We start from the raw sequence: 19,937 nt of genomic DNA on the forward strand, positions 1-19,937 counted from the left end.
CAAATCTAAATGCACAGCGGGCATAGGTGCCCGAAAGGCCGCATATTCTAAGGAATATCCGGACTTTTGCAAATGTCTTTTTTTGGCGCCTATCAGTGTGCCATTCAGATCTGCTATAGAGCCGTCGGTTAAAACGGCAGGTCAGCCCCCGCCAATAGCGGGTTTGCTGGAGATCCCACATCCCTGTGGGTCGGAGCAGGAGCTGGGCTCCCGCTCGAATACTTTACATTTTAGGCATGCCGCCGCCGGGCAACATGCCGCCCATGCCGCGCATCATCTTGGCCATACCGCCCTTGGCGGAGAATTTCTTCATCATCTTCTGCATCTGCTTGTGTTGCTTGATCAAGCGACCGATGTCCTGCACCTGGGTGCCGGACCCCATGGCGATCCGACGCTTGCGCGAACCGCTGATCAGCTCAGGGTCGCGGCGCTCGGCCGGGGTCATGGAGTTGATGATGGCTTCCATCTGCTTGAACTGCTTCTCTGCCGCGCCCTGGGCATTGCCCATTTGCGCCAGGTTCACACCGCCGATGTTTGGCAGCTTGTCCATCAGGCCGCCGAGGCCGCCCATGTTCTTCATCTGTTGCAGCTGGTCGCGGAAGTCTTCGAGGTCGAAGCCCTTGCCCTTCTTCAGCTTCTTGGCCAGTTTATCGGCCTTGTCCTTGTCGAGCGTGGCTTCGGCCTGCTCGATCAGGCTGAGCACGTCGCCCATGCCGAGGATTCGCGAGGCAATACGCTCGGGGTGGAACGGCTCGAGCGCTTCGCTCTTCTCGCCCATACCGATGAACTTGATCGGCTTGCCGGTGATGGCACGTACTGACAGCGCAGCACCGCCACGGGCATCGCCGTCGACCTTGGTCAGGATCACGCCGGTCAGCGGCAGTGCGTCACCAAATGCCTTGGCGGTGTTGGCCGCATCCTGGCCGGTCATGGCATCGACCACGAACAGCGTCTCGACCGGGTTGATCGCGGCGTGCAACGCCTTGATCTCGCCCATCATCTCTTCATCGATGTGCAGGCGACCGGCGGTATCGACGATGACCACGTCGATGAACTTCAGCTTGGCTTCTTTAATAGCTGCGTTGGCGATGTCGACCGGCTTCTGGCTCAGGTCGGACGGGAAGAAGGTCACACCGACTTCGCCGGCGAGCATTTCCAACTGCTTGATGGCCGCCGGACGGTACACGTCGGCCGACACCACCATGACGGACTTCTTCTTGCGCTCTTTAAGGAAGCGCGCCAGCTTGCCGGCGGTGGTGGTTTTACCCGCGCCCTGCAAACCGGCCATCAATACGACGGCCGGCGGCACGGCGCTCAGGTTCAAGTCTTCGTTGGCCGCGCCCATCAGGCTTTCGAGCTCGGCCTGGACGATCTTCACAAAGGCCTGGCCCGGCGTGAGGCTGCGGGACACTTCGGTGCCTACCGCGCGCTCTTTGACCGAGTTGACGAAGTCCTTCACCACCGGCAAAGCCACGTCGGCTTCCAGCAACGCCATGCGCACTTCACGCAGGGTGTCTTTAATATTGTCCTCGGTCAGCTTGGCCTTGCCGGTGACATGGCGCAGCGTCTGCGAGAGACGGTCAGTCAGGTTTTCAAACATGCGCGATCCTTTCAGGCCCTATTCAACAAAATGCATTGGTAGACCGAGGTAGTGGCGACCGAGGCTGTGGTAAATCGCTATTAAAAACAGCGCTCGGCGAGCCTGCGGCGTGGGCAGGTCGCGGATTATAGCGAAGACTGCGGCCATGCACACCCGCTGTCTGGCCTGAGAGTCTTTCGTGTTACGCGGGGGTATGCCAAACTCAGCGCCTTTCGGGCTTGCCTATCAGGATTTATGCTCCCTTTGTCACCCAGTTTGCTACCCAGCCTCGCCGCCGCCATTTTGTATGCCGCTGCGACTCTCTATCAGGGCACTCGTCTGGCCCAAGGCACCAAGGCGGACAAACGCCTGCTGGTCGGCCTTGGCGTCCTAGCCCTGCTGGCTCACGCTGCCAGCCTGTTTACCCACCTGATGACCCCAGTCGGCCTGGGCCTGGATTTTTTCAGCGCCGCCAGCCTGATTGCGGCGGCCGTCATCGCGCTGACCCTGCTGGCCTGTTATCGGATTCCCGTCGAGAACCTGCTGGTGCTGCTATTCCCATTGGGCGTGCTGACGGTGCTGCTGGCGCAATTCGCGCCCACGGGTACGGTGCAGGTGATTGATGAAGAGCCGGGCATCCTCGCGCATATCCTGCTTTCCATCCTGGCCTACGGCATGTTCACCATTGCCGTCTTCCAATCCCTGCTCCTGCTGCTGCAGGACCACCAGCTCAAGCACAAGCACCCCTCAGGGCTGATCAAGAACTTCCCGCCGCTGCAAACCATGGAAAGCCTGCTGTTCGGCTTCCTCTGGGCTGGCTGGACGCTGTTGTCATTGTCGCTGATTTCCGGCTGGCTATTCGTCGAAAACCTGTTCGCCCAGCACCTGGTGCACAAGACGTTGCTGGCGTGCCTGGCATGGGTAGTGTTCAGCGTATTGCTGTGGGGCCGCAACCGCCTCGGCTGGCGTGGGCACAAGGCGATCCGCTGGACCCTGGCCGGTTTCTGCCTGCTGATGCTGGCCTATTTCGGCAGCAAGCTGGTCCGCGAATACATCCTGCACATCTGACGGGCCGTGATCATGGACAACTTGCCGCTGGAGCCGATGCTCGCAGTAATCGCCTTGCTGGTGTTATGGGCCGCGCTGTTTACCGCCATCGAAGCCGCGCAACAGCACTTGCTGGCCTTGCGCCCTGGTACACGCCAGGGTGACAAGGCTGCTGCCCGCCTGAGCTTCCCGCGTAACAGCCTGATCCTGTGCAACAGCCTGTGTCGCGCCGCGGTAGTCATTCTCTGCACCTTGCTGGCGATCTACGCCTGGGCGCAGAACGGACCTTGGCTGGGCTGGATGATTGCCTGCGCGCTCCTGCTGATATTCGCCGACTACCTGCCTCGTGCCCTCGCCGTTCGTTATCCGCAAGCGGTGTTGGGCTTCGGCAATACGCTTTTGGGCGTGCCGCTGAAAATCCTCTACCCCCTTGCCTGGCTGCTCAATGGCATCAGCCTGTTGCTGTTGCGTCCATTCGCACGTCAATCCGGCGTGGTGAAAAAGAGCGATGAACCGCTGCCCGACCACGACGACGAACCGGAACCGGAAGCCGACGAAGACCGCACCCCCGGGATGCCCGGCATCCACGCCCTGGACAACATCACGGTCAACGACATCCTGGTACCGCGCAGTGAAGTGGACGGCATCAACCTGGATGACTCAGTCGAAGAGATCATCGAGCAACTGCGCACCTCCGAGCGCACGCGCCTGCCGGTGTTCCACAGTGATATCAACCAGGTCCAGGCGGTGCTGAACACGCGACAGATCCAGCACCTGCTGCCCGACGCCAGCCTGACCAAGGAAGCGTTACTCGCCGCCTGCCACGAACCCTACTTCGTCCCCGAAAGTACGCCGCTGCAACTGCAACTGCTGAACTTCCACAAGCAACAGCGACGCCTCGGCATGGTGGTGGACGAGTACGGCGAAGTGCTGGGCATTGTCACCCTGGAAGATATCCTCGAAGAAATCGTCGGTGAGTTTGAGAGCGAACAGAGTGCCGACAACCCGCATATCGACGCGCAACCGGATGGCCGCTATATCATCGACGGTGCCGCCTCGATCCGCGACCTGAATAAGAGCCTGAACTGGCACCTGCCCAGCGACGGTCCAAAGACCCTCAATGGCCTGGTCACCGAAGCACTGGAGACCATCCCGGACTGCGCGGTGTGCCTGAAAATCGGGCGCTACCGCCTGGAAATCCTCGAGACCGAGGACAACCGCGTGAGCAAGGTGCTGATCTGGCATACCAGCAGGATGCCGGTGGCTGCCTAACCTATCCCTGATACTACTCAAGCTCCCACATTTTGATTTGCGGCGTGTCAGCACACTTGTTGTATCTCCAAACCCCTTCCTATAATCCCTGCGGCTTACCAGAGCCCCGCCCGACCGTGTGCTACCCGCACCCAACGCGTCAAGGCACCGCTTCATCCTGTCTGACCGGTGTTCGCTCCCATCCCGAGCCGCCCCGCGCACTACCCTGATCCATGGGTGTTCGACCAATAATAATCCGCGTCCAAACGCGCAACGACCGTCAGGGATACCGCCATGAGCACCACCTATAACGAGGCCGCGCCCGCCGCCCCGACCAACTCGACTGCACGGGTTGCCACCGCGAGCATTGTCGGCACCGCCATCGAGTTCTACGACTTCTATATCTACGCCACGGCTGCTGCGCTGGTGATCGGCCCGGTGTTCTTCCCGCAGACCTCCGGCACCGCGCAGATGCTGGCGTCGTTCCTGACCTTTGGCATCGCCTTTATCGCCCGCCCGCTGGGCTCGGCACTGTTCGGCCACTTCGGCGACCGCATTGGGCGTAAATCCACGCTGGTGGCCTCGCTGTTGCTGATGGGCGTGTGTACCACGCTGATCGGCTTATTGCCCGGTTATGACAGCATCGGCGCCTGGGCGCCGATCCTGTTGTGCGTGCTGCGTTTCGGCCAGGGCCTTGGCTTGGGCGGGGAATGGGGCGGCGCGGCACTGCTGGCGACCGAGAATGCGCCCAAGGGCAAGCGCGCCTGGTTCGGCATGTTCCCGCAACTGGGCCCTTCGATTGGCTTTCTCGCGGCTAACGGCTTGTTCTTGATCCTGGCGATGAGCCTGAACGACGAGCAGTTTCGTAGCTGGGGCTGGCGCATTCCGTTCATTCTCAGCGCTGCGCTGGTGATGGTGGGCCTGTATGCGCGCCTGAAGCTGCATGAAACGCCAGTCTTCGCCAACGCCGTGGCCAAAGAAGCCCCAATAAAAGTGCCGTTGGTGGAACTGTTCAGCCAGCATTGGCTGCCAGTATTGCTGGGCGCCGCGTCGATGGTGGTGTGTTATGCGTTGTTCTACATCACCACCGCGTTTTCGCTGAGCTACGGCGTTTCGACCTTGGGCTACAGCCGCGAGACCTTCCTTGGCTTGTTGTGCTTCGCAGTGCTGTTCATGGGCCTGGCCACGCCACTGGCGGCCCTGGCGAGTGATCGCTACGGGCGCAGGCCGGTGCTAATCGTCGGAGCGATCCTGGCGATCCTGTCGGGCTTCACCATGGAGCCGCTGCTGACCCACGGCTCGACCTGGGCGGTGGCGCTGTTCCTGGCCCTGGAGCTGTTCCTGATGGGCGTGACCTTCGCGCCGATGGGCGCCATGCTGCCGGAGTTGTTCCCGACGCGCGTGCGTTATACCGGCGCGTCGGCGGCGTATAACCTGGGTGGGATCGTGGGGGCTTCAGCGGCACCGTTCTTCGCGACCAAGCTGGTGGCGATGGGTGGGCTGAGTTATGTCGGTGGGTATGTGTCGGCGGCGGCGTTGCTCAGCTTGATTGCTGTGCTGTGCCTGAAAGAGACGCGGGATAATGATCTGAATAAGGTCGCCTGATAGACCGCTATCGCAGGCAAGCCCGGCTCCCACAGGGAAATGCATTCCAATGTGGGAACTGGCTTGCCTGCGAAGGGCGCGCCTCGGTTACAGCTCTACCACAACAGCCTTGGAAGCACGGGTAGCCTTGGCTCGAGCCGCTTCAATCGACTCATCCCGCGCCAACGTCACGCCCATGCGGCGCTGGCCATTCACTTCTGGCTTACCAAACAGACGCAACGCCGTATCCGGTTCGCTCAACGCCGCACCGAGGTTGGCAAACGCCGTCTGGGTCGACTGCCCTTCCACTAGGATCACCGCCGAAGCCGAAGGCCCGAACTGACGGATCAACGGAATCGGCAAGCCCAGGATTGCGCGAGCGTGCAGCGCGAACTGCGACAAGTCCTGAGAAATCAGGGTCACCAAGCCCGTGTCATGCGGACGCGGCGATACTTCGCTGAACCACACCTGATCACCCTTGATGAACAACTCCACGCCAAACAGGCCACGGCCCCCAAGGGACTCGGTCACGGCCTTTGCAACGCGCTCGGATTCGGCCAGCGCAATCGGGCTCATGGCCTGCGGCTGCCAGGATTCCTGGTAGTCGCCCTTCTCCTGACGATGGCCAACCGGTGCACAGAACGTGGTGCCACCGACGTGACGCACCGTCAGCAAGGTGATTTCGTAGTCGAAGTCGATAAAGCCTTCGATGATCACCCGGCCCTTACCGGCACGTCCGCCTTCCTGGGCGTAATCCCAGGCTTTCTGCACGTCGTCAGCGCTGCGCAACAGGCTCTGGCCCTTGCCCGACGAACTCATCACCGGCTTGACCACACACGGGAAACCCAGGTCCTGCACGGCCTTGCTGTAGTCCTCGAAAGTATCGGCGAAGTGGTACGGCGAGGTCGGCAGGTCCAGCTCTTCGGCGGCCAGGCGACGGATGCCTTCGCGGTTCATGGTCAGCGAGGTGGCACGCGCGGTCGGGATCACGGTAAAGCCTTCGGCTTCCAGCTCCACCAGAGTGGCGGTGGCGATGGCCTCGATTTCCGGCACGATAAAGTCCGGCTTCTCGGCTTCGATCACAGCACGCAGGGCGGCACCGTCGAGCATGTTGATCACGTGGCTGCGATGCGCCACCTGCATGGCCGGCGCGTTGGCGTAGCGATCCACGGCAATCACTTCAACGCCCAGGCGTTGCAGTTCGATCACCACTTCCTTGCCCAGCTCACCGCAGCCACACAGCAAAACGCGGGTCGCGGTTGGCGACAATGGAGTTCCGATTCGGGTCATCTCAGGTCCTCAGGGGAGCGGATCATGGGGAGAAAGGCCGGCATTTTACATGAACTGTAAAAATTGGCCTCAGTTGGCGACGGCACGCTTGCGGATACGCCACGCCATGATCAGCCACACCACCGTGACGCCGGCAAATTTCGACACCAGTGCGGTACCCGCCACCGCTGGAGTGAGCGCGCCGATCAGGCCGAAAAAGATAAAGGTATCGAGGGGAATGCTCAGCGCCGAACTTATCCACAGGCGATCGTGGAGCGGGCGCTTGGTGATGCTGAACACCAGCCAGTCGATGCACTCGGAGACCGCAAACGCTGTGGCACTGGCCAGTGCGATAGAAGGGTCGGAGGTGATATACGACAGCACCAGCGCCGCCAGCATGGCGATGATCGCACCATGGCCAAAACGGGTTTGCACCATGTCGCGCAGGATAAATACCAGGCCGCCCCAGGCGGACCAGATGACATCCAGGTGCGGCGCGGTGGAGAAGGCGAAGTTGATCAGCACGACGCTGCTGATGTAGGCGATCAGGAAGAGCATGGGGGATGGGCCTGTGGATGATGGCGCACAGGGTACTTCACAATTAGAAAGATGTCGTCTGGGAGGGCCTCATCGCAGGCAAGCCAGCTCCCACATTTTGAACGCGTTTAACCTGTTGGAACGCGGTCAAAATGTGGGAGCTGGCTTGCCTGCGATAGCGGTCTATCAGCCGCCAGGTTTCCCAGAAACCATAAACACCAACCCACCCGCCACCGCCCGCTCATGGCACAACCCCAACACCACCCGGCGCTCGGCATTGTCCATGCGGCTCCACCGCGTAATCTCATCCACGGTGCGCTGACAGCCGGTGCAAATATCATCATCATCCAGCGCACAAATGCTCACGCACGGCGAAGCAACGGGGCGTTCACTCGGGTTCATTCTTCCTGCTCAACCAGATCCCGCGCATAACGCTGCGAGTTATGCACATAGTGCGCAGCGCTGGCTTCAAGCATGCGTTTCTGCGCGTCGGTCAGCTCACGCACCACCTTGCCCGGTGAACCCACCACCAGCGAACCATCCGGAATTTCCTTGCCCTCACCGATCAGCGAATTGGCGCCGATGATGCAGTGCTTGCCGATCTTCGCGCCATTTAGGATCACCGCGTTGATACCGATCAGGCTGTAATCATCCACCGTGCAGCCGTGCAGCATGGCGTTATGACCAATGGTCACGCCGGTGCCCAGCGTCAGCGGGTAGCCCATGTCGGTGTGCATTACGCTGCCATCCTGCACATTGCTGTTCTTGCCGATCAGGATCAGTTCGTTGTCGCCACGCAACACCGCGTTAAACCAGACGTTGGCGCCCTCCTCCAGCTTGACCTTGCCCACCAGCGTGGCATTCGGTGCCACCCAGCTCTGTGGATGAGTCTCGACGCGGGCGTCGCCCAGGCGGTATTTCATGGTTTTCCCTCACGGCGTTGCCATTCAAACGATGGCTTAGATATTGATGAAGCTCTTGGGTGGCTGATGCAGGCTGATGTTGGCGTCGTCATAGAGCAAATTGATCAATTCGACGATCATGATCGCCGTCAGCCCCCAGATCTTGTATTCACCAAACCGATAGCTGGGCACGTACCAACTGCGGCCCTGGTAATCGATTCGGTGGGTATGTTCGCGCGGGTCCTGTCGGAAAAAGTCCAAAGGCACGCTGAAAACAGCGGCAATCTCGGCATCATTGGCCAGGTATTCGACGTAATCGGGAATCACACCAACGTAAGGCGTGACCCGAATGCCGTGCAGGGAGATCAAAGGGCTCAGCGGGCCGATCACTTCGACCAGCCCGGGCGGCAGGCCGATTTCTTCTTCGGCCTCGCGCAGCGCGGTGAAGATCAGGTCCGGGTCTTCGGGGTCGCGGCGCCCGCCGGGAAAGGCCACTTCGCCACCATGGGTCGACAGGCCACTGGCGCGCAGGGTCAGGATCAGCTCAGGTTCGTCACTGCGGGTAATCGGTACCAGCACCGCGGCCTCGGGGAAACGCCCGTCGGTCTCCAGCGAATGGGGGGTGTGATTGCTTACCCGGCGAAGTAGCTCGTCCAGCATGAGTCATCTCGGTCTGTTGGCTACCTTGCATCATGCACCAAAGCTCGCGGGTGCCCAACCCCAAAACCCGCGTGGTGTCGCTAAACGACAACTTGCAGCGCCCTGCCCGTCACGCCAAGATAGACGCACTTTCCAGGAACCCCAGCATGAACTTCTGCAGCCAGTGCGGTAAACCGGTTACCCAGCGCATCCCCGAAGGCGACGGCCGCCTGCGCTTTGTGTGTGATCACTGCTCGACCATTCACTATCAGAACCCCAACATCGTTGCCGGCACGGTGCCAGTGTGGGGCGAAAAAGTGCTGCTGTGCCGCCGCGCCATCGAGCCGCGCCTGGGTTACTGGACCCTGCCCGCAGGGTTTATGGAGAACGGCGAGACGGTGGAACAGGCCGCCGCCCGCGAAACCCTGGAAGAAGCCTGCGCGCGCGTGCACAACATGAGCATCTACACCCTGATCGACGTGCCGCACATCAACCAGGTGCATATCTTCTATCGCGCCGACCTGCTCGACCTGGACTTTGCCGCAGGCCCCGAAAGCCTGGAAGTGCAGTTGTTCGACGAAGCCGACATCCCATGGTCAGAGCTGGCTTTCCGCACGGTCGGGCGGACCCTGGAATACTTTTTCGCTGACCGCCGGCAGCAATCCTTCCCGGTGCGCAGCGAGGCTGTACCGCCGCTGGGCAAGCCCGCCCCATGACACTAGGGATACCCGTTTCAATGCGTTGGTTGCTTGCGCTTATCTGCCTGTCGTTCGCGACCCTGTCGTCGGCCTCCACGGTGGAAACCCTGGGCGGCAAAACCGTCGAAAAAGTCCTGGTGCTCAAATCTGCCCACCAATTGCAGTTGATCAACGACGGCAAGCCCATCAAGACCTACCGCATTTCCCTGGGCAAGAACCCCAAGGGCCACAAGCTGATCGAAGGCGACCGCCGCACGCCAGAAGGCCTCTACTGGCTCGACTGGCGCAAGACCAGCGACCGCTTCAACCTGGCCATGCACATTTCCTACCCGAATATCAGCGACGCCGCCCGTGCCCGCCGCGAAGGCGTGAAGCCGGGCAGCATGATCATGATCCACGGCACCCCCGACACCGAGGACTACCCGGAACAGTGGTTCCATACCCTGGACTGGACCGACGGCTGCATCGGCATGCGCAACGTGGATATGCGCGAGGTCTGGAACCTGGTCAAAGACGGCACCCTGATCGAGATTCGTCCGTAATCTCGTACCGTTCGTAAAATAATTCAAAAAAAATTCCTGCCCCAGGCAGCGCCTGCCGGTGAATACCAGTTCACTGCGCCGGGCTGCGCGGTTCTGCGCGCGATACAGACCTCTCTAATACCACTTGATACCAGGCCCCATTACAGGGCCTATAAACCATTGCTTGCACCGTTTTGGTTGCATTGACATGGTATTTAAGTGGTATTAATTTCCGGCCATTACCGGGCGACAACACTCCAATAACGCATCGGAAACCTGACAGATGAATCCCATCCTGGCCCTGCGCCCTGACGACAAACAATCCACGCCGCTGTACCTGCAATTGGCGCGCAAGCTGGAAGCGGCAATCCATGCCGGCCAGTGGACGTCCGAACAGGCACTGCCGTCGGAACGCGTGCTCAGCGAGCAATTGGGCATCTCGCGAGTCACCGCTCGCAAAGCGCTGGAAGTGTTGTTTGCCCAAGGACTGATTCGCCGCAATCAAGGCTCCGGCACCTATATCTCGCCACGCTTGGAACAGCCGCTGTCACGCTTGTCGGGGTTCAGCGAGATGTTGCGGCTCAAGGGCTTTGTGCCCAGCTCCCAATGGTTGGAGCGTGAAATTACCCAGCCGACCCACGAAGAGCTGATTCGCCTGGGGTTGTCGCCCGCCGACAAAGTGGCGCGCCTCAAGCGTTTGCGTAAGGCCGATGACACGGTGATGGCAATTGAAATGACCACCCTGCCCGCCTCGGTGCTGCCGCATCCGCAAGCCATTGGCAACTCGCTGTACGAATACCTGGAAGGCATCGGCAAACCCGTGGTGCGTGCCCTGCAGCACATCCAGGCAATCAACGCCTCGGATGAGTTCGCCAAGCTGGTGGGCATCGCGCCCGGCACCGCCATGTTGCTGATGACCCGGGTCGGCTACACCGCCGACAACACCCCGATCGAAATCACCGACACCTACTGCCGCAACGACTACTACGACTTCGTCGCAGAACTGCGCCGCCATGACTATTCCGCTGAACTGCGAATTTAGAGAACTGCCCATGTCCGAAGACAACATCCTCACGCCCAGCGGCTGGATTCGCGGCCGCCTGGCGCACGAACACGGCAAGGTGACCGCCATTGAAGGCGTGCCCTGCGACCCGGCGGAAAACGACCTGCCTTACTTGCTGCCCGGCTTTATCGACCTGCACGTGCACGGCGGTGGCGGCAAAGACATCATGGAAGGCTTGGAGGCCTTCGAGACGATTACCCGCACACACGTGCGCTTTGGTACGACCTCGCTGCTGGCTACCACCATGACTGCGCCGGTCGACGAGATTTCCAGCGTACTCGGCCAGCTCGGCAGCTTCTGCGAACAGCGTCCGACAGGCAGTGCCCGCGTACTCGGCGTGCACCTGGAAGGGCCTTACATCAATCCGGGAAAACTCGGTGCCCAACCCAATTTCGCCCACACCGCGCTGATGGCGGAAGTGGAAGCCTACCTGCGTTTGGCGCCGATCCGCGTGATCACCATCGCGCCTGAAATTGCCGGCCATGACGCCCTGATCCGCGCCCTCAGCGAACGCGGCGTGCGCATGCAGATAGGCCACACCCTCGGCAGCTATGAAGAAGGCGTCGCCGCCCTCGCCGCCGGTGCCACCAGCTTCACCCATTTATACAACGCCATGAGCCCACTGCATCACCGCGAGCCCGGCATCGTCGGCGCGGCCCTGGCTCACGCGAAATATGCAGAACTGATCCCAGATCTGCTCCACGTGCACCCCGGCGCCATGCGCGTGGCGCTGCGTGCGATCCCATGCCTGTATTGCGTCACCGATTCCACCGCCGCCGCCGGCATGCCCGATGGCGAGTACAAGCTGGGCAGCCACACCGTGACCAAATGCCTGGGCGGCGTACGCCTGGCCGACGGCACCCTGGCCGGCAGCACGCTGACCATGGACCAGGCGCTGCGCAACCTGGTGAAAATCGGCCTGCCCATCAGCGAAGCCTCACAACGCCTGTCGCAATTTCCCGCGGACTACCTGGGCCTGGAAGAACGCGGCCGCCTGCAACCCGGCAGCTTTGCCGACTGCGTGCGCCTGGACCGCTCCCTGACACTCACCGACGTAATGGTCGAAGGAGAAACCATTGACTTCAAAAATGCTTGAAGAGGCCCTGGCCTCCTGCGACGCCGTCGCCGCCCAACTGCAACGCCTGGATCCGCCGCTGGAAGAAATCGCCGGCCGCCTGCGCCGCCAGCCGCCACAAGTGGCGATGACCATTGCACGGGGCAGCTCGGACCATGCTGCCAGCTATTTTGCGTATTTGGCCATGCAACACGTGGGCATCCCGGTGGCGTCGCTGCCGATGTCGGTGGTGACCCTGTTGCAAGCGCCGATGAAAGTCAGCGGCCAGGTGGTGTTTGGGTTTTCCCAGTCGGGACAAAGTCCAGACTTGGTGAACAGCCTGCGCCTGCTGCGCAAGCGCGGTGCCCTGAGCATTTCGCTGGTCAACGCCGAAGACTCGCCGCTGGAAGCCGCCTGCGAGTTTCATATACCGCTGTGCGCCGGGCCGGAACACAGCGTGGCCGCGACCAAGAGTTTTATCGCCACCCTCAGCGCCAGCGCGCAGTTGATCGGCCACTGGAATCAGGAAACCGAGCTGCTGCAAGCCTGTCGTGCGCTGCCCGATGACCTGCGTGCCGCCGCCAAACAAGATTGGACGGTTGCCATTGACGCCCTGCGCGACTGCCAGCAACTGATGGTCATCGGCCGCGGCGCCGGTTTTGCCATCGCCCAGGAAGCCGCGCTCAAGCTCAAGGAAACCTCGGCGATCCAGGCCGAAGCCTTCAGCAGCGCCGAGGTGCGTCACGGCCCGATGGCCCTGATTGGCGACAACTACCCCCTGCTGGTCTTCGCCCCGCGCGGTGCCGAACAAGCCGGCCTATTGAGCCTGGCCGCCGACATGCGCCAGCGCGGCGCCCGTGTGCTGCTGGCCGCGCCGGACGATATCGCTGAACGCGACCTGACCCTGAGCCGCGCCGAACACCCAAGCCTGGACCCGATCCTGGCGATCCAGAGTTTTTACGTCATGGCTGCAGGTTTGGCCGAAGCCCGGGGCATGAATCCCGACCAGCCACGCCACCTGAGCAAAGTCACTCGCACTCACTGAGTCGATTGCCGTGTTTTCCTGATGAGTACCGTGCCGATGTCCAACAACAATAATGATCTGACCCTCAGCGCTCCCCTCAGTGGGCCGGTGCTGGCCCTGGGCAACGTCCCCGACGAAGTGTTCGCCAGCGGCGCGATGGGCGACGGCATTGCCATCGACCCGTTGAACGATTGCCTGCACGCACCGTGTGACGGGGTGATCATCCATGTCGCCCGCACCGGGCATGCGCTGACCCTTCGCGCCGATAACGGCGCCGAAGTATTGATGCATGTGGGCATCGACACGGTCGAGCTGAATGGCGAAGGCTTTGCCTTGTTGGTGAAGGACGGCGCGCGGGTCAGCAAGGGCCAGGCGTTGGTGCAGTTTGACCTGGACCGCATTGCGCGCCAGTGCAAAAGCCTGGTCAGCCTGATCATCCTGACCAATGGCGAGCGCTTCGAATTGCGCGCGGTAGCGGGGAAAACGGTCAAGGTCGGCGAGCCGCTGGTACAGATCGTGGCGCGTTCGGCGGCGTCGGCTCAAGCGCCTGTGGATAACTCGGACGCTGAAACCAGCGCCAACGTGCGCATTACCCACCGGGGCGGTTTGCACGCGCGCCCGGCGGCATTAGTACGCAAGGCCGCCCAGGGTTTCAGCAGCCAGGCACAGCTGCAGTTCGGCGATAAGTCGGCGTCGTGCGACAGCCTGATTGGCTTGATGGGTTTGGGCATTGGCGAGGGTGACGAAGTCCGTGTGAGCTGTCGCGGCAAGGATGCTGAGGCAGCATTGCAGGCGCTGGTCGCGGCCTTGTCCGCGGCTATCAAAGAAGAACACCACGCCCCTGCCATCGTCGCGCCACGCCGGACAAATACCGAAGTCGGCGTATTGCAAGGCGTGTGTGCTGCGCCGGGATTGGTCTGCGGGCCACTGTTCCGCCTGACCGGTATCGAACTGCCAGCCGACACCGGCAACCATTCTGCCGACGAACAACTGCAACGCCTGGACACTGCGCTGGAGCAAGTGCGCAGCGAAATCCGCACGACACTGGACCACGCCCGCCAGCGTAAGAACGTCGAGGAAGAGGACATCTTCGCGGCGCATCTCGCCTTGCTGGAAGACCCAACACTGCTGGAATCGGCTACCGGCGCCATCGAAAACGGCAGCGCCGCTACCCACGCCTGGCGCAATGCGATCCAGGCGCAATGCGCGGTGCTGCTGGCCTTGGGCAAACCCCTGTTCGCCGAGCGTTCAAATGATCTACGGGATTTGCAACAACGCGTATTACGAGCGTTGCTGGGTGAAGCCTGGCACTTCGAATTGCCTGCCGGTGCGATCGTCAGCGCCCACGAGTTGACGCCGTCTGACCTGCTGCAATTGAGTGCCCAGGAGGCTGCCGGCATCTGCATGGCCGAAGGCGGCGCGACGTCCCATGTAGCGATCCTGGCCCGCGGCAAAGGCTTGCCGTGTGTGGTGGCGCTGGGTGCCGAAGTACTCGACGTGCCCCAAGGCCAGCGCGTGGTACTCGACGCCGTCAACGGCCGTCTGGAATTGGAGCCCACCGAAGCGCGTCACGCCGAAGTGCACCAGATTCGTGACGCACAGAATCTGCGTCGCCAACAGCAACAGGCCCAAGCCCAGGAGCCGGCGCGCACCAGCGATGGCGTGACCATTGAAGTCGCGGCCAATGTCGCCTCCAGTGCCGAAGCCCAGGTGGCCTTTGAAAACGGCGCTGATGGCGTCGGCCTGCTGCGCACCGAATTTCTCTTCGTCGACCGCCGCACCGCGCCGGATGAGCAGGAACAGCGTCACGCCTACCAGGCAGTGCTGGATGCCATGGGCGACAAGTCAGTGATCATCCGCACCATCGATGTGGGCGGCGACAAACAGCTCGATTATCTACCGCTGCCCGTCGAGGCCAACCCGGTGCTGGGCCTGCGCGGTATTCGCCTGGCACAGGTGCGCCCTGAGGTGCTCGACCAGCAACTGCGTGCCCTGCTGCAAGTAAGCCCGCTGGCGCGTTGCCGCATCCTGCTGCCGATGGTCAGCGAAGTCGACGAACTGCTGCAGATCCGCCAGCGCCTGGATGAGCTGTGCGTAGAGCTGAAGCTGACCCAACGCCCCGAACTCGGTGTGATGATCGAAGTGCCTGCCGCCGCGCTGATGGCCGACCAGTTGGCCAAGGACGCAGACTTCCTGTCCATCGGCACCAATGACCTGTCCCAGTACACCCTGGCCATGGACCGCGACCACGCCGGGCTCGCCGCGCGGGTCGACGCGTTGCACCCGGCGCTGTTGCGGCTGATCGCCCAGACCTGTGCCGGTGCAGCCAAGCACGGCCGTTGGGTCGGCGTCTGTGGCGCCCTCGCCTCCGACCCGCTCGCCACGCCGGTGCTGGTCGGCCTGGGCGTCAGCGAACTGTCGGTGAGCCCGCCGCAGATCGGCGAAATCAAGGACCGCGTCCGCCACCTGGACGCGGCGCAATGCCGGCAATTGAGCCTAGGCCTGCTCGACCTGAGCAGCGCAAAGGCCGTTCGCCAAGCCTGTCAACACCACTGGCCGTTGAGCTGATAACAACAACAAAAGGAGACACGCCATGTACCAACATTTCATCGAAGGCCTGCAACGCCTGGGCCGTGCACTCATGCTGCCGATTGCGATCCTGCCGATCGCCGGCCTGCTGCTGCGCCTGGGCGACACCGACCTGCTGAACATCGCGGTGATGCACGACGCCGGGCAGGCGATCTTCGCCAACCTGGCACTGATCTTCGCCATCGGCATCGCCGTGGGTTTCGCCCGCGACAACAACGGCACAGCCGGGTTGGCTGGCGCCATTGGTTACCTGGTGATGGTCTCCACGCTCAAGGTGATGGACACCTCTATCAACATGGGCATGCTCGCCGGTATCGCCAGCGGCTTGATGGCGGGCGGGCTGTACAACCGCTTCAAGGACATCAAGCTGCCGGAGTACCTCGCGTTCTTTGGCGGGCGAAGGTTTGTGCCGATTGTCACGGGGTTCAGCGCGGTCGGATTGGGCGTGATCTTTGGTTTGATCTGGCCGCCGATCCAGCACGGCATCAACAGTTTCGGCGTGTTGCTGATGGAGAGCGGCAGCCTCGGCGCGTTTGTGTTCGGCGTGTTCAACCGCCTGCTGATCGTCACAGGCCTGCACCATATCCTCAACAATATGGCGTGGTTTGTGTTTGGCACCTTTACCGATCCGGTGACCGGCGCCGTGGTCACTGGCGACCTCACCCGCTACTTCGCTGGCGACCCGAAAGGCGGCCAGTTCATGACCGGCATGTTCCCGGTGATGCTGTTTGGCCTGCCGGCGGCGTGTTTGGCGATGTACCGCAACGCGTTGCCGGAACGCCGTAAAGTGATGGGCGGGATTTTCCTGTCGATGGCGCTGACCTCGTTTTTGACCGGGGTGACTGAGCCGATTGAATTTGCGTTCATGTTCCTCGCGCCGTTTCTGTACCTGATTCACGCCGTGCTGACAGGCCTGTCGATGGCTGTCACCAATATGCTGAATATCCACCTGGGCTTTACCTTCTCCGGTGGGTTTATCGACATGGTGCTGGGTTGGGGCAAGTCCACCAATGGTTGGTTGGTGTTCCCGGTGGGGTTGGCTTACGCGGTGATCTATTACAGCGTGTTCAATTACTGCATTCGTCGCTTCAACCTGAAGACGCCGGGGCGTGAAGATATTCAGGTGGTGCAGGCTGAGGTAATGACGGATAACCAGCGTGCCACGGCCTACATCCAGGCCTTGGGTGGTGCAGAGAATTTGCTGAGCGTCGGTGCCTGTACGACGCGCCTGCGGTTGGACATGGTGGATCGCAACAAGGCGGTGGATGCGGAGTTGAAAGCGCTGGGCGCCATGGCTGTTGTCCGGCCGGGGAATGGCGGGAGTTTGCAGGTGGTGGTGGGGCCGATGGCAGATAGCATTGCTGATGAGATTCGCTTGGCGATGCCGTCGTTTGTTGCCAATGCACCGGCGACGGTTGCGCCTGTGGATAAGCCGGTGGCGGTGAATATGCAGGAAGCTGAGAAATGGCTGAATGCCTTGGGCGGCCGGGGGAATGTGCGGCAGTTGGAAGCGGTGGCGATGACGCGGTTGCGGGTGGAGTTGGGGGATGATTCTGTATTGTCCGAAGCTCAACTTACTACACTCGGCTGCCAGGGTGTCAGCCAGCTGGAAAGCGGTGTTTGGCACTTGTTGATTGGTGACAAGGCGTCAGGATTGGGTGAGGCGTTAGAGCGGTTGGTTACCCGTCCAATCAACGCCTGACCACCCTGTGGCGAGGGAGCTTGCTCCCGTTGGGCTGCGCAGCAGCCCTTCGCTCAGAACACCCATTCTTTCAGAAGAACTCTGTGGCAGGTTTTGGGGGCGCTTCGCACCCCAACGGGAGCAAGCTCCCTCGCCACAGAGTGGGTGAGGTCAGTTGCTGATCGGTACTTCCTGTAGGTCCAACACCCGATCGACCATCAACTGGATACCTTCCACCATCCGATGAATCCCCAGCACTGCATCTCGCTGCGGGCCGTCGACGTCAAAAGCCAGATTGCCCGCCAGTGCCTGCACGGATGCCAGGTCTTGGGAAGCATTGGCGAGCAGGGTTTCGCTGTTCAGGTTGGTTAGGACGGTGAAAATTTGGTCGGTGGGTTGGGAATCTGACGGGGGGTTTGGGCTGTCTTTGATCATGGTAAACCTCTGGTGTGAAGTAAGGACTACCAGCATCACTTGCAGATGATGGGTGGCAGCTGTGTGCGGGCCTGCAAGACCGAGAGTCACCAGCAAGTCTCGGTAGACCCGAAGGTCTCCCGCACACAGCCGCCATAAATGGCGACCATGAAAAAGCGCCGCAATTATAAAGGCGCTTGTAACTAACTGGTGAGGTTTCGGCGGGCTTGCAGTCCCGGTCACTGAATTGGCAGCGACTGACGAAGGTTAGTTGTGCGAGTTCCGACGGACAACCTGAAAGGCTTATCGGAAATCTCCTAGAGCTGAAGACATCGCAGACAGCAAAAAACCGGCTAAGCCGGGTTCTTTGATAGCTGTCGATACCTAGGCAGACGCCACCCGCTGTTCGGCTGCGTAGTGGCGGGTCTGAAACGGCATTAAGGTCTGAACCTTCAAACCCAGTCCCTCACTCACCCCCCAGGACATTGCCAGTTCGTCACGACGACTACGCAACGCAACAGCACCTTGTGGTTTCACGTATTGCTTGGACGCTGAAAACAGTTCAAGCGCTTTCAACGCTTCCTTTACCCGACTATCTGTCGCACAAGAAAAGCGTGTGAAGCGCTCAAGCAAATAGCCTGCGCGACGCACTTCCAATTCACTGGAGCACCCTTTCAGAAATATTTTCACTTCACCCACAAGATCCTCGTCGGAGTACCACACCGCTTTCGCCGCACTGATCAGGGCAACGTCGTCAGCATGGTCCAGGGGCTTTTTGACCAAAATCCTCAAGGCGGAGTGAAGGCAGGGAGAGCTATTGAGAAACTTCGCCATTGCCTTTCTCGACTTTAAGATGAGGTAAAGAGACTATTGAACTGGTTTCCTAACCGCAATCCCGCCATTTTGTCGGAAGACTCTGGAACGATCGCAATCGGACGACCGTAGGTAGGCCAGATTTGATTGATGGACTAGAATGCCAACCAGAACCAGTAGCCCATCGTCCAGACAGGGAAGGCGCTCCAATGGCTACGGCCCAACAAATCATTGCTCTGCTAAGCAGCCATAATCAAGGTGACGAGGAGCAGTTCCTATCTATCGCTCTACAGGTTGCTGCTGCAGAGGCGCGCCGTGGACGAAAAGACGTCGCGGACGAGTTGAAAACACTTGTTGATACGGCTCGAAAGCGCAGCCCCGCTAAGGCTGCTCAGTCATTGCAAAACCAGAAGGTAGCGATTCCTATCTCCAAACCGAGAGGAGATCTGGAAAACTTACTGTCAGTAGCTTATCCCAAAACACAAATTCAGGATTTGATTCTGGATGATCCGAAACGAGCACGCCTCGACCGGCTTATACACCAGCAGCGTCAACGGGACAAACTTCGAAGTCACGGCTTAGTCCCCAGTTCAAAACTACTGCTAGTTGGGCCTCCGGGTTCAGGTAAAACGCTTACTGCATCCGTTTTAGCGGGAGAGTTACGGTTACCATTGTTCACTATCAGATTAGAGTCGGTAATCACCCGATTCATGGGTGAAACCGCGTCAAAGCTTCGGTTAATCTTCGATCATATTGCAACAGTGCGTGCCGTTTACTTATTTGACGAATTTGATGCCATCGGCGGTCGTCGAAATGCTGATAACGACGTCGGAGAGATGCGCAGAGTACTAAACTCTTTTCTACAGTTTCTAGAAGAGTCAAATAGCACTGATAGTTTAGTACTAGCAACAACCAATCACCCAGAGCTACTCGACAAAGCGCTATTTCGTAGATTTGATGACATTATCGAATATGCGCTACCCAACTCAGATGGTATTAAAGCAGTTCTCGAAATGCGTATGCACGCTTTTCTACCCAAAAGAATATCATGGGCAAAAATCGCATCCGCTGCAGCGGGGCTTAGTCAGGCTGAGTTAAGCCAAGCGGCAGCAGAAGTCATTAAAGACTTGGTTCTTCATGACGCTAAAAATGCGTCTATCGAACAAATATCGAACGCACTACAACAACGCCGCACACTTAAGAATACTTTGTCAGGCTTGAGCTCTAGCTAGCAGAAGTAAGCGAGCAGAGCCATGGATTTATGGAAAATTC

At 60.3% G+C, this 19,937-nt stretch carries 19 protein-coding genes; 11 read left to right on the plus strand and 8 right to left on the minus strand.

Annotation, left to right across the window (positions count from 1 at the left end; all coding sequences use genetic code 11):
• Nucleotides 1-223: 223 nt before the first annotated feature.
• Nucleotides 224-1,600 (minus strand): signal recognition particle protein, encoded by a 1,377-nt coding sequence (ffh, locus tag HU722_RS23925; protein WP_003193965.1) that lies wholly within the window; start codon nt 1,598-1,600, stop codon nt 224-226.
• Nucleotides 1,601-1,834: 234 nt separating this feature from the next.
• Between ffh and HU722_RS23930 the strand changes: the two genes are divergently transcribed.
• From HU722_RS23930 to HU722_RS23940, 3 genes are all read left to right on the plus strand, one after another.
• Nucleotides 1,835-2,647, plus strand: coding sequence for a cytochrome C assembly family protein (locus HU722_RS23930; protein WP_065889957.1), 813 nt, complete (start codon nt 1,835-1,837; stop codon nt 2,645-2,647).
• A 12-nt stretch (nt 2,648-2,659) separates the two neighbouring features.
• Nucleotides 2,660-3,898, plus strand: coding sequence for a transporter associated domain-containing protein (locus tag HU722_RS23935; RefSeq protein ID WP_065889959.1), 1,239 nt, complete (start codon nt 2,660-2,662; stop codon nt 3,896-3,898).
• A 273-nt stretch (nt 3,899-4,171) separates the two neighbouring features.
• Nucleotides 4,172-5,482, plus strand: coding sequence for an MFS transporter (locus HU722_RS23940; protein ID WP_065889961.1), 1,311 nt, complete (start codon nt 4,172-4,174; stop codon nt 5,480-5,482).
• An 87-nt stretch (nt 5,483-5,569) separates the two neighbouring features.
• Here the strand turns inward: HU722_RS23940 and purT are convergent, their stop codons facing one another.
• The 5 genes from purT to HU722_RS23965 form a co-directional block, all read right to left on the minus strand.
• Nucleotides 5,570-6,751, minus strand: coding sequence for a formate-dependent phosphoribosylglycinamide formyltransferase (gene purT, locus HU722_RS23945; protein WP_186754657.1), 1,182 nt, complete (start codon nt 6,749-6,751; stop codon nt 5,570-5,572).
• Nucleotides 6,752-6,820: 69 nt separating this feature from the next.
• A complete protein-coding gene (locus HU722_RS23950; RefSeq protein ID WP_065874561.1) occupies nt 6,821-7,288 on the minus strand; it encodes a VUT family protein in 468 nt (155 codons plus the stop codon).
• 165 nt (nt 7,289-7,453) lie between these two features.
• Entirely contained in the window at nt 7,454-7,669 is a 216-nt protein-coding gene (locus HU722_RS23955) for a DUF1289 domain-containing protein (RefSeq protein ID WP_065874560.1), read from the minus strand.
• Nucleotides 7,666-8,190: a gamma carbonic anhydrase family protein gene (locus HU722_RS23960; RefSeq protein ID WP_065874559.1), complete on the minus strand. Its 525-nt coding sequence runs from the start codon at nt 8,188-8,190 to the stop codon at nt 7,666-7,668. The genes HU722_RS23955 and HU722_RS23960 overlap by 4 nt, the downstream gene beginning before the upstream one ends.
• Nucleotides 8,191-8,226: 36 nt before the next feature.
• Entirely contained in the window at nt 8,227-8,829 is a 603-nt protein-coding gene (locus HU722_RS23965) for a CoA pyrophosphatase (protein WP_065874558.1), read from the minus strand.
• A gap of 146 nt (nt 8,830-8,975) precedes the next feature.
• On the opposite strand from HU722_RS23965, the gene HU722_RS23970 reads away from it, so the two are divergent.
• The 7 genes from HU722_RS23970 (at nt 8,976) to nagE (ending at nt 17,459) form a co-directional block, all read left to right on the plus strand.
• Complete coding sequence (locus HU722_RS23970; protein WP_065874557.1) at nt 8,976-9,524, plus strand: NUDIX hydrolase; 549 nt, start codon at nt 8,976-8,978, stop codon at nt 9,522-9,524.
• 20 nt (nt 9,525-9,544) lie between these two features.
• Nucleotides 9,545-10,048 (plus strand): L,D-transpeptidase family protein, encoded by a 504-nt coding sequence (locus HU722_RS23975; RefSeq protein ID WP_049711666.1) that lies wholly within the window; start codon nt 9,545-9,547, stop codon nt 10,046-10,048.
• Between the two features lie 262 nt (nt 10,049-10,310).
• Nucleotides 10,311-11,069: a GntR family transcriptional regulator gene (locus HU722_RS23980; RefSeq protein ID WP_065874556.1), complete on the plus strand. Its 759-nt coding sequence runs from the start codon at nt 10,311-10,313 to the stop codon at nt 11,067-11,069.
• Between the two features lie 10 nt (nt 11,070-11,079).
• On the plus strand, nt 11,080-12,186 hold the full coding sequence (gene nagA / locus HU722_RS23985; RefSeq protein WP_065874555.1) for an N-acetylglucosamine-6-phosphate deacetylase: 1,107 nt from the start codon (nt 11,080-11,082) through the stop codon (nt 12,184-12,186).
• Nucleotides 12,167-13,189: an SIS domain-containing protein gene (locus HU722_RS23990; RefSeq protein WP_139114532.1), complete on the plus strand. Its 1,023-nt coding sequence runs from the start codon at nt 12,167-12,169 to the stop codon at nt 13,187-13,189. Before nagA ends, HU722_RS23990 begins: the two co-directional genes overlap by 20 nt.
• Before the next feature lie 36 nt (nt 13,190-13,225).
• Nucleotides 13,226-15,736 (plus strand): phosphoenolpyruvate--protein phosphotransferase, encoded by a 2,511-nt coding sequence (gene ptsP / locus HU722_RS23995; protein WP_186754659.1) that lies wholly within the window; start codon nt 13,226-13,228, stop codon nt 15,734-15,736.
• Nucleotides 15,737-15,761: 25 nt separating this feature from the next.
• A complete protein-coding gene (gene nagE, locus HU722_RS24000) occupies nt 15,762-17,459 on the plus strand; it encodes an N-acetylglucosamine-specific PTS transporter subunit IIBC (protein WP_065889970.1) in 1,698 nt (565 codons plus the stop codon).
• A 150-nt stretch (nt 17,460-17,609) separates the two neighbouring features.
• Here nagE and HU722_RS24005 read toward each other — a convergent pair whose 3' ends face one another.
• Both HU722_RS24005 and HU722_RS24010 read right to left on the minus strand, forming a co-directional pair.
• Nucleotides 17,610-17,873 carry a DUF6124 family protein gene (locus tag HU722_RS24005; protein WP_065874551.1) on the minus strand — a complete coding sequence of 88 codons (264 nt, stop codon included), beginning with the start codon at nt 17,871-17,873 and terminating at the stop codon, nt 17,610-17,612.
• A gap of 363 nt (nt 17,874-18,236) precedes the next feature.
• Nucleotides 18,237-18,686: a hypothetical protein gene (locus tag HU722_RS24010; protein WP_065874550.1), complete on the minus strand. Its 450-nt coding sequence runs from the start codon at nt 18,684-18,686 to the stop codon at nt 18,237-18,239.
• Between the two features lie 188 nt (nt 18,687-18,874).
• On the opposite strand from HU722_RS24010, the gene HU722_RS24015 reads away from it, so the two are divergent.
• Nucleotides 18,875-19,897: an AAA family ATPase gene (locus HU722_RS24015; RefSeq protein WP_065889971.1), complete on the plus strand. Its 1,023-nt coding sequence runs from the start codon at nt 18,875-18,877 to the stop codon at nt 19,895-19,897.
• Nucleotides 19,898-19,937: the final 40 nt, after the last annotated feature.

Source organism: Pseudomonas tritici (genome assembly GCF_014268275.3).
In the GTDB taxonomy this organism is placed as follows: domain Bacteria; phylum Pseudomonadota; class Gammaproteobacteria; order Pseudomonadales; family Pseudomonadaceae; genus Aquipseudomonas; species Aquipseudomonas tritici.

Bases quoted from the DNA above. Each gene is read 5' to 3' on its own strand.
- ffh (WP_003193965.1), bottom strand. From the start codon at position 1,600: ATGTTTGAAAACCTGACTGACCGTCTCTCGCAGACGCTGCGCCATGTC.
- HU722_RS23930 (WP_065889957.1), top strand. From the start codon at position 1,835: ATGCTCCCTTTGTCACCCAGTTTGCTACCCAGCCTCGCCGCCGCCATT.
- HU722_RS23935 (WP_065889959.1), top strand. From the start codon at position 2,660: ATGGACAACTTGCCGCTGGAGCCGATGCTCGCAGTAATCGCCTTGCTG.
- HU722_RS23940 (WP_065889961.1), top strand. From the start codon at position 4,172: ATGAGCACCACCTATAACGAGGCCGCGCCCGCCGCCCCGACCAACTCG.
- purT (WP_186754657.1), bottom strand. From the start codon at position 6,751: ATGACCCGAATCGGAACTCCATTGTCGCCAACCGCGACCCGCGTTTTG.
- HU722_RS23950 (WP_065874561.1), bottom strand. From the start codon at position 7,288: ATGCTCTTCCTGATCGCCTACATCAGCAGCGTCGTGCTGATCAACTTC.
- HU722_RS23955 (WP_065874560.1), bottom strand. From the start codon at position 7,669: ATGAACCCGAGTGAACGCCCCGTTGCTTCGCCGTGCGTGAGCATTTGT.
- HU722_RS23960 (WP_065874559.1), bottom strand. From the start codon at position 8,190: ATGAAATACCGCCTGGGCGACGCCCGCGTCGAGACTCATCCACAGAGC.
- HU722_RS23965 (WP_065874558.1), bottom strand. From the start codon at position 8,829: ATGCTGGACGAGCTACTTCGCCGGGTAAGCAATCACACCCCCCATTCG.
- HU722_RS23970 (WP_065874557.1), top strand. From the start codon at position 8,976: ATGAACTTCTGCAGCCAGTGCGGTAAACCGGTTACCCAGCGCATCCCC.
- HU722_RS23975 (WP_049711666.1), top strand. From the start codon at position 9,545: ATGCGTTGGTTGCTTGCGCTTATCTGCCTGTCGTTCGCGACCCTGTCG.
- HU722_RS23980 (WP_065874556.1), top strand. From the start codon at position 10,311: ATGAATCCCATCCTGGCCCTGCGCCCTGACGACAAACAATCCACGCCG.
- nagA (WP_065874555.1), top strand. From the start codon at position 11,080: ATGTCCGAAGACAACATCCTCACGCCCAGCGGCTGGATTCGCGGCCGC.
- ptsP (WP_186754659.1), top strand. From the start codon at position 13,226: ATGTCCAACAACAATAATGATCTGACCCTCAGCGCTCCCCTCAGTGGG.
- nagE (WP_065889970.1), top strand. From the start codon at position 15,762: ATGTACCAACATTTCATCGAAGGCCTGCAACGCCTGGGCCGTGCACTC.
- HU722_RS24005 (WP_065874551.1), bottom strand. From the start codon at position 17,873: ATGATCAAAGACAGCCCAAACCCCCCGTCAGATTCCCAACCCACCGAC.
- HU722_RS24010 (WP_065874550.1), bottom strand. From the start codon at position 18,686: ATGGCGAAGTTTCTCAATAGCTCTCCCTGCCTTCACTCCGCCTTGAGG.
- HU722_RS24015 (WP_065889971.1), top strand. From the start codon at position 18,875: ATGGCTACGGCCCAACAAATCATTGCTCTGCTAAGCAGCCATAATCAA.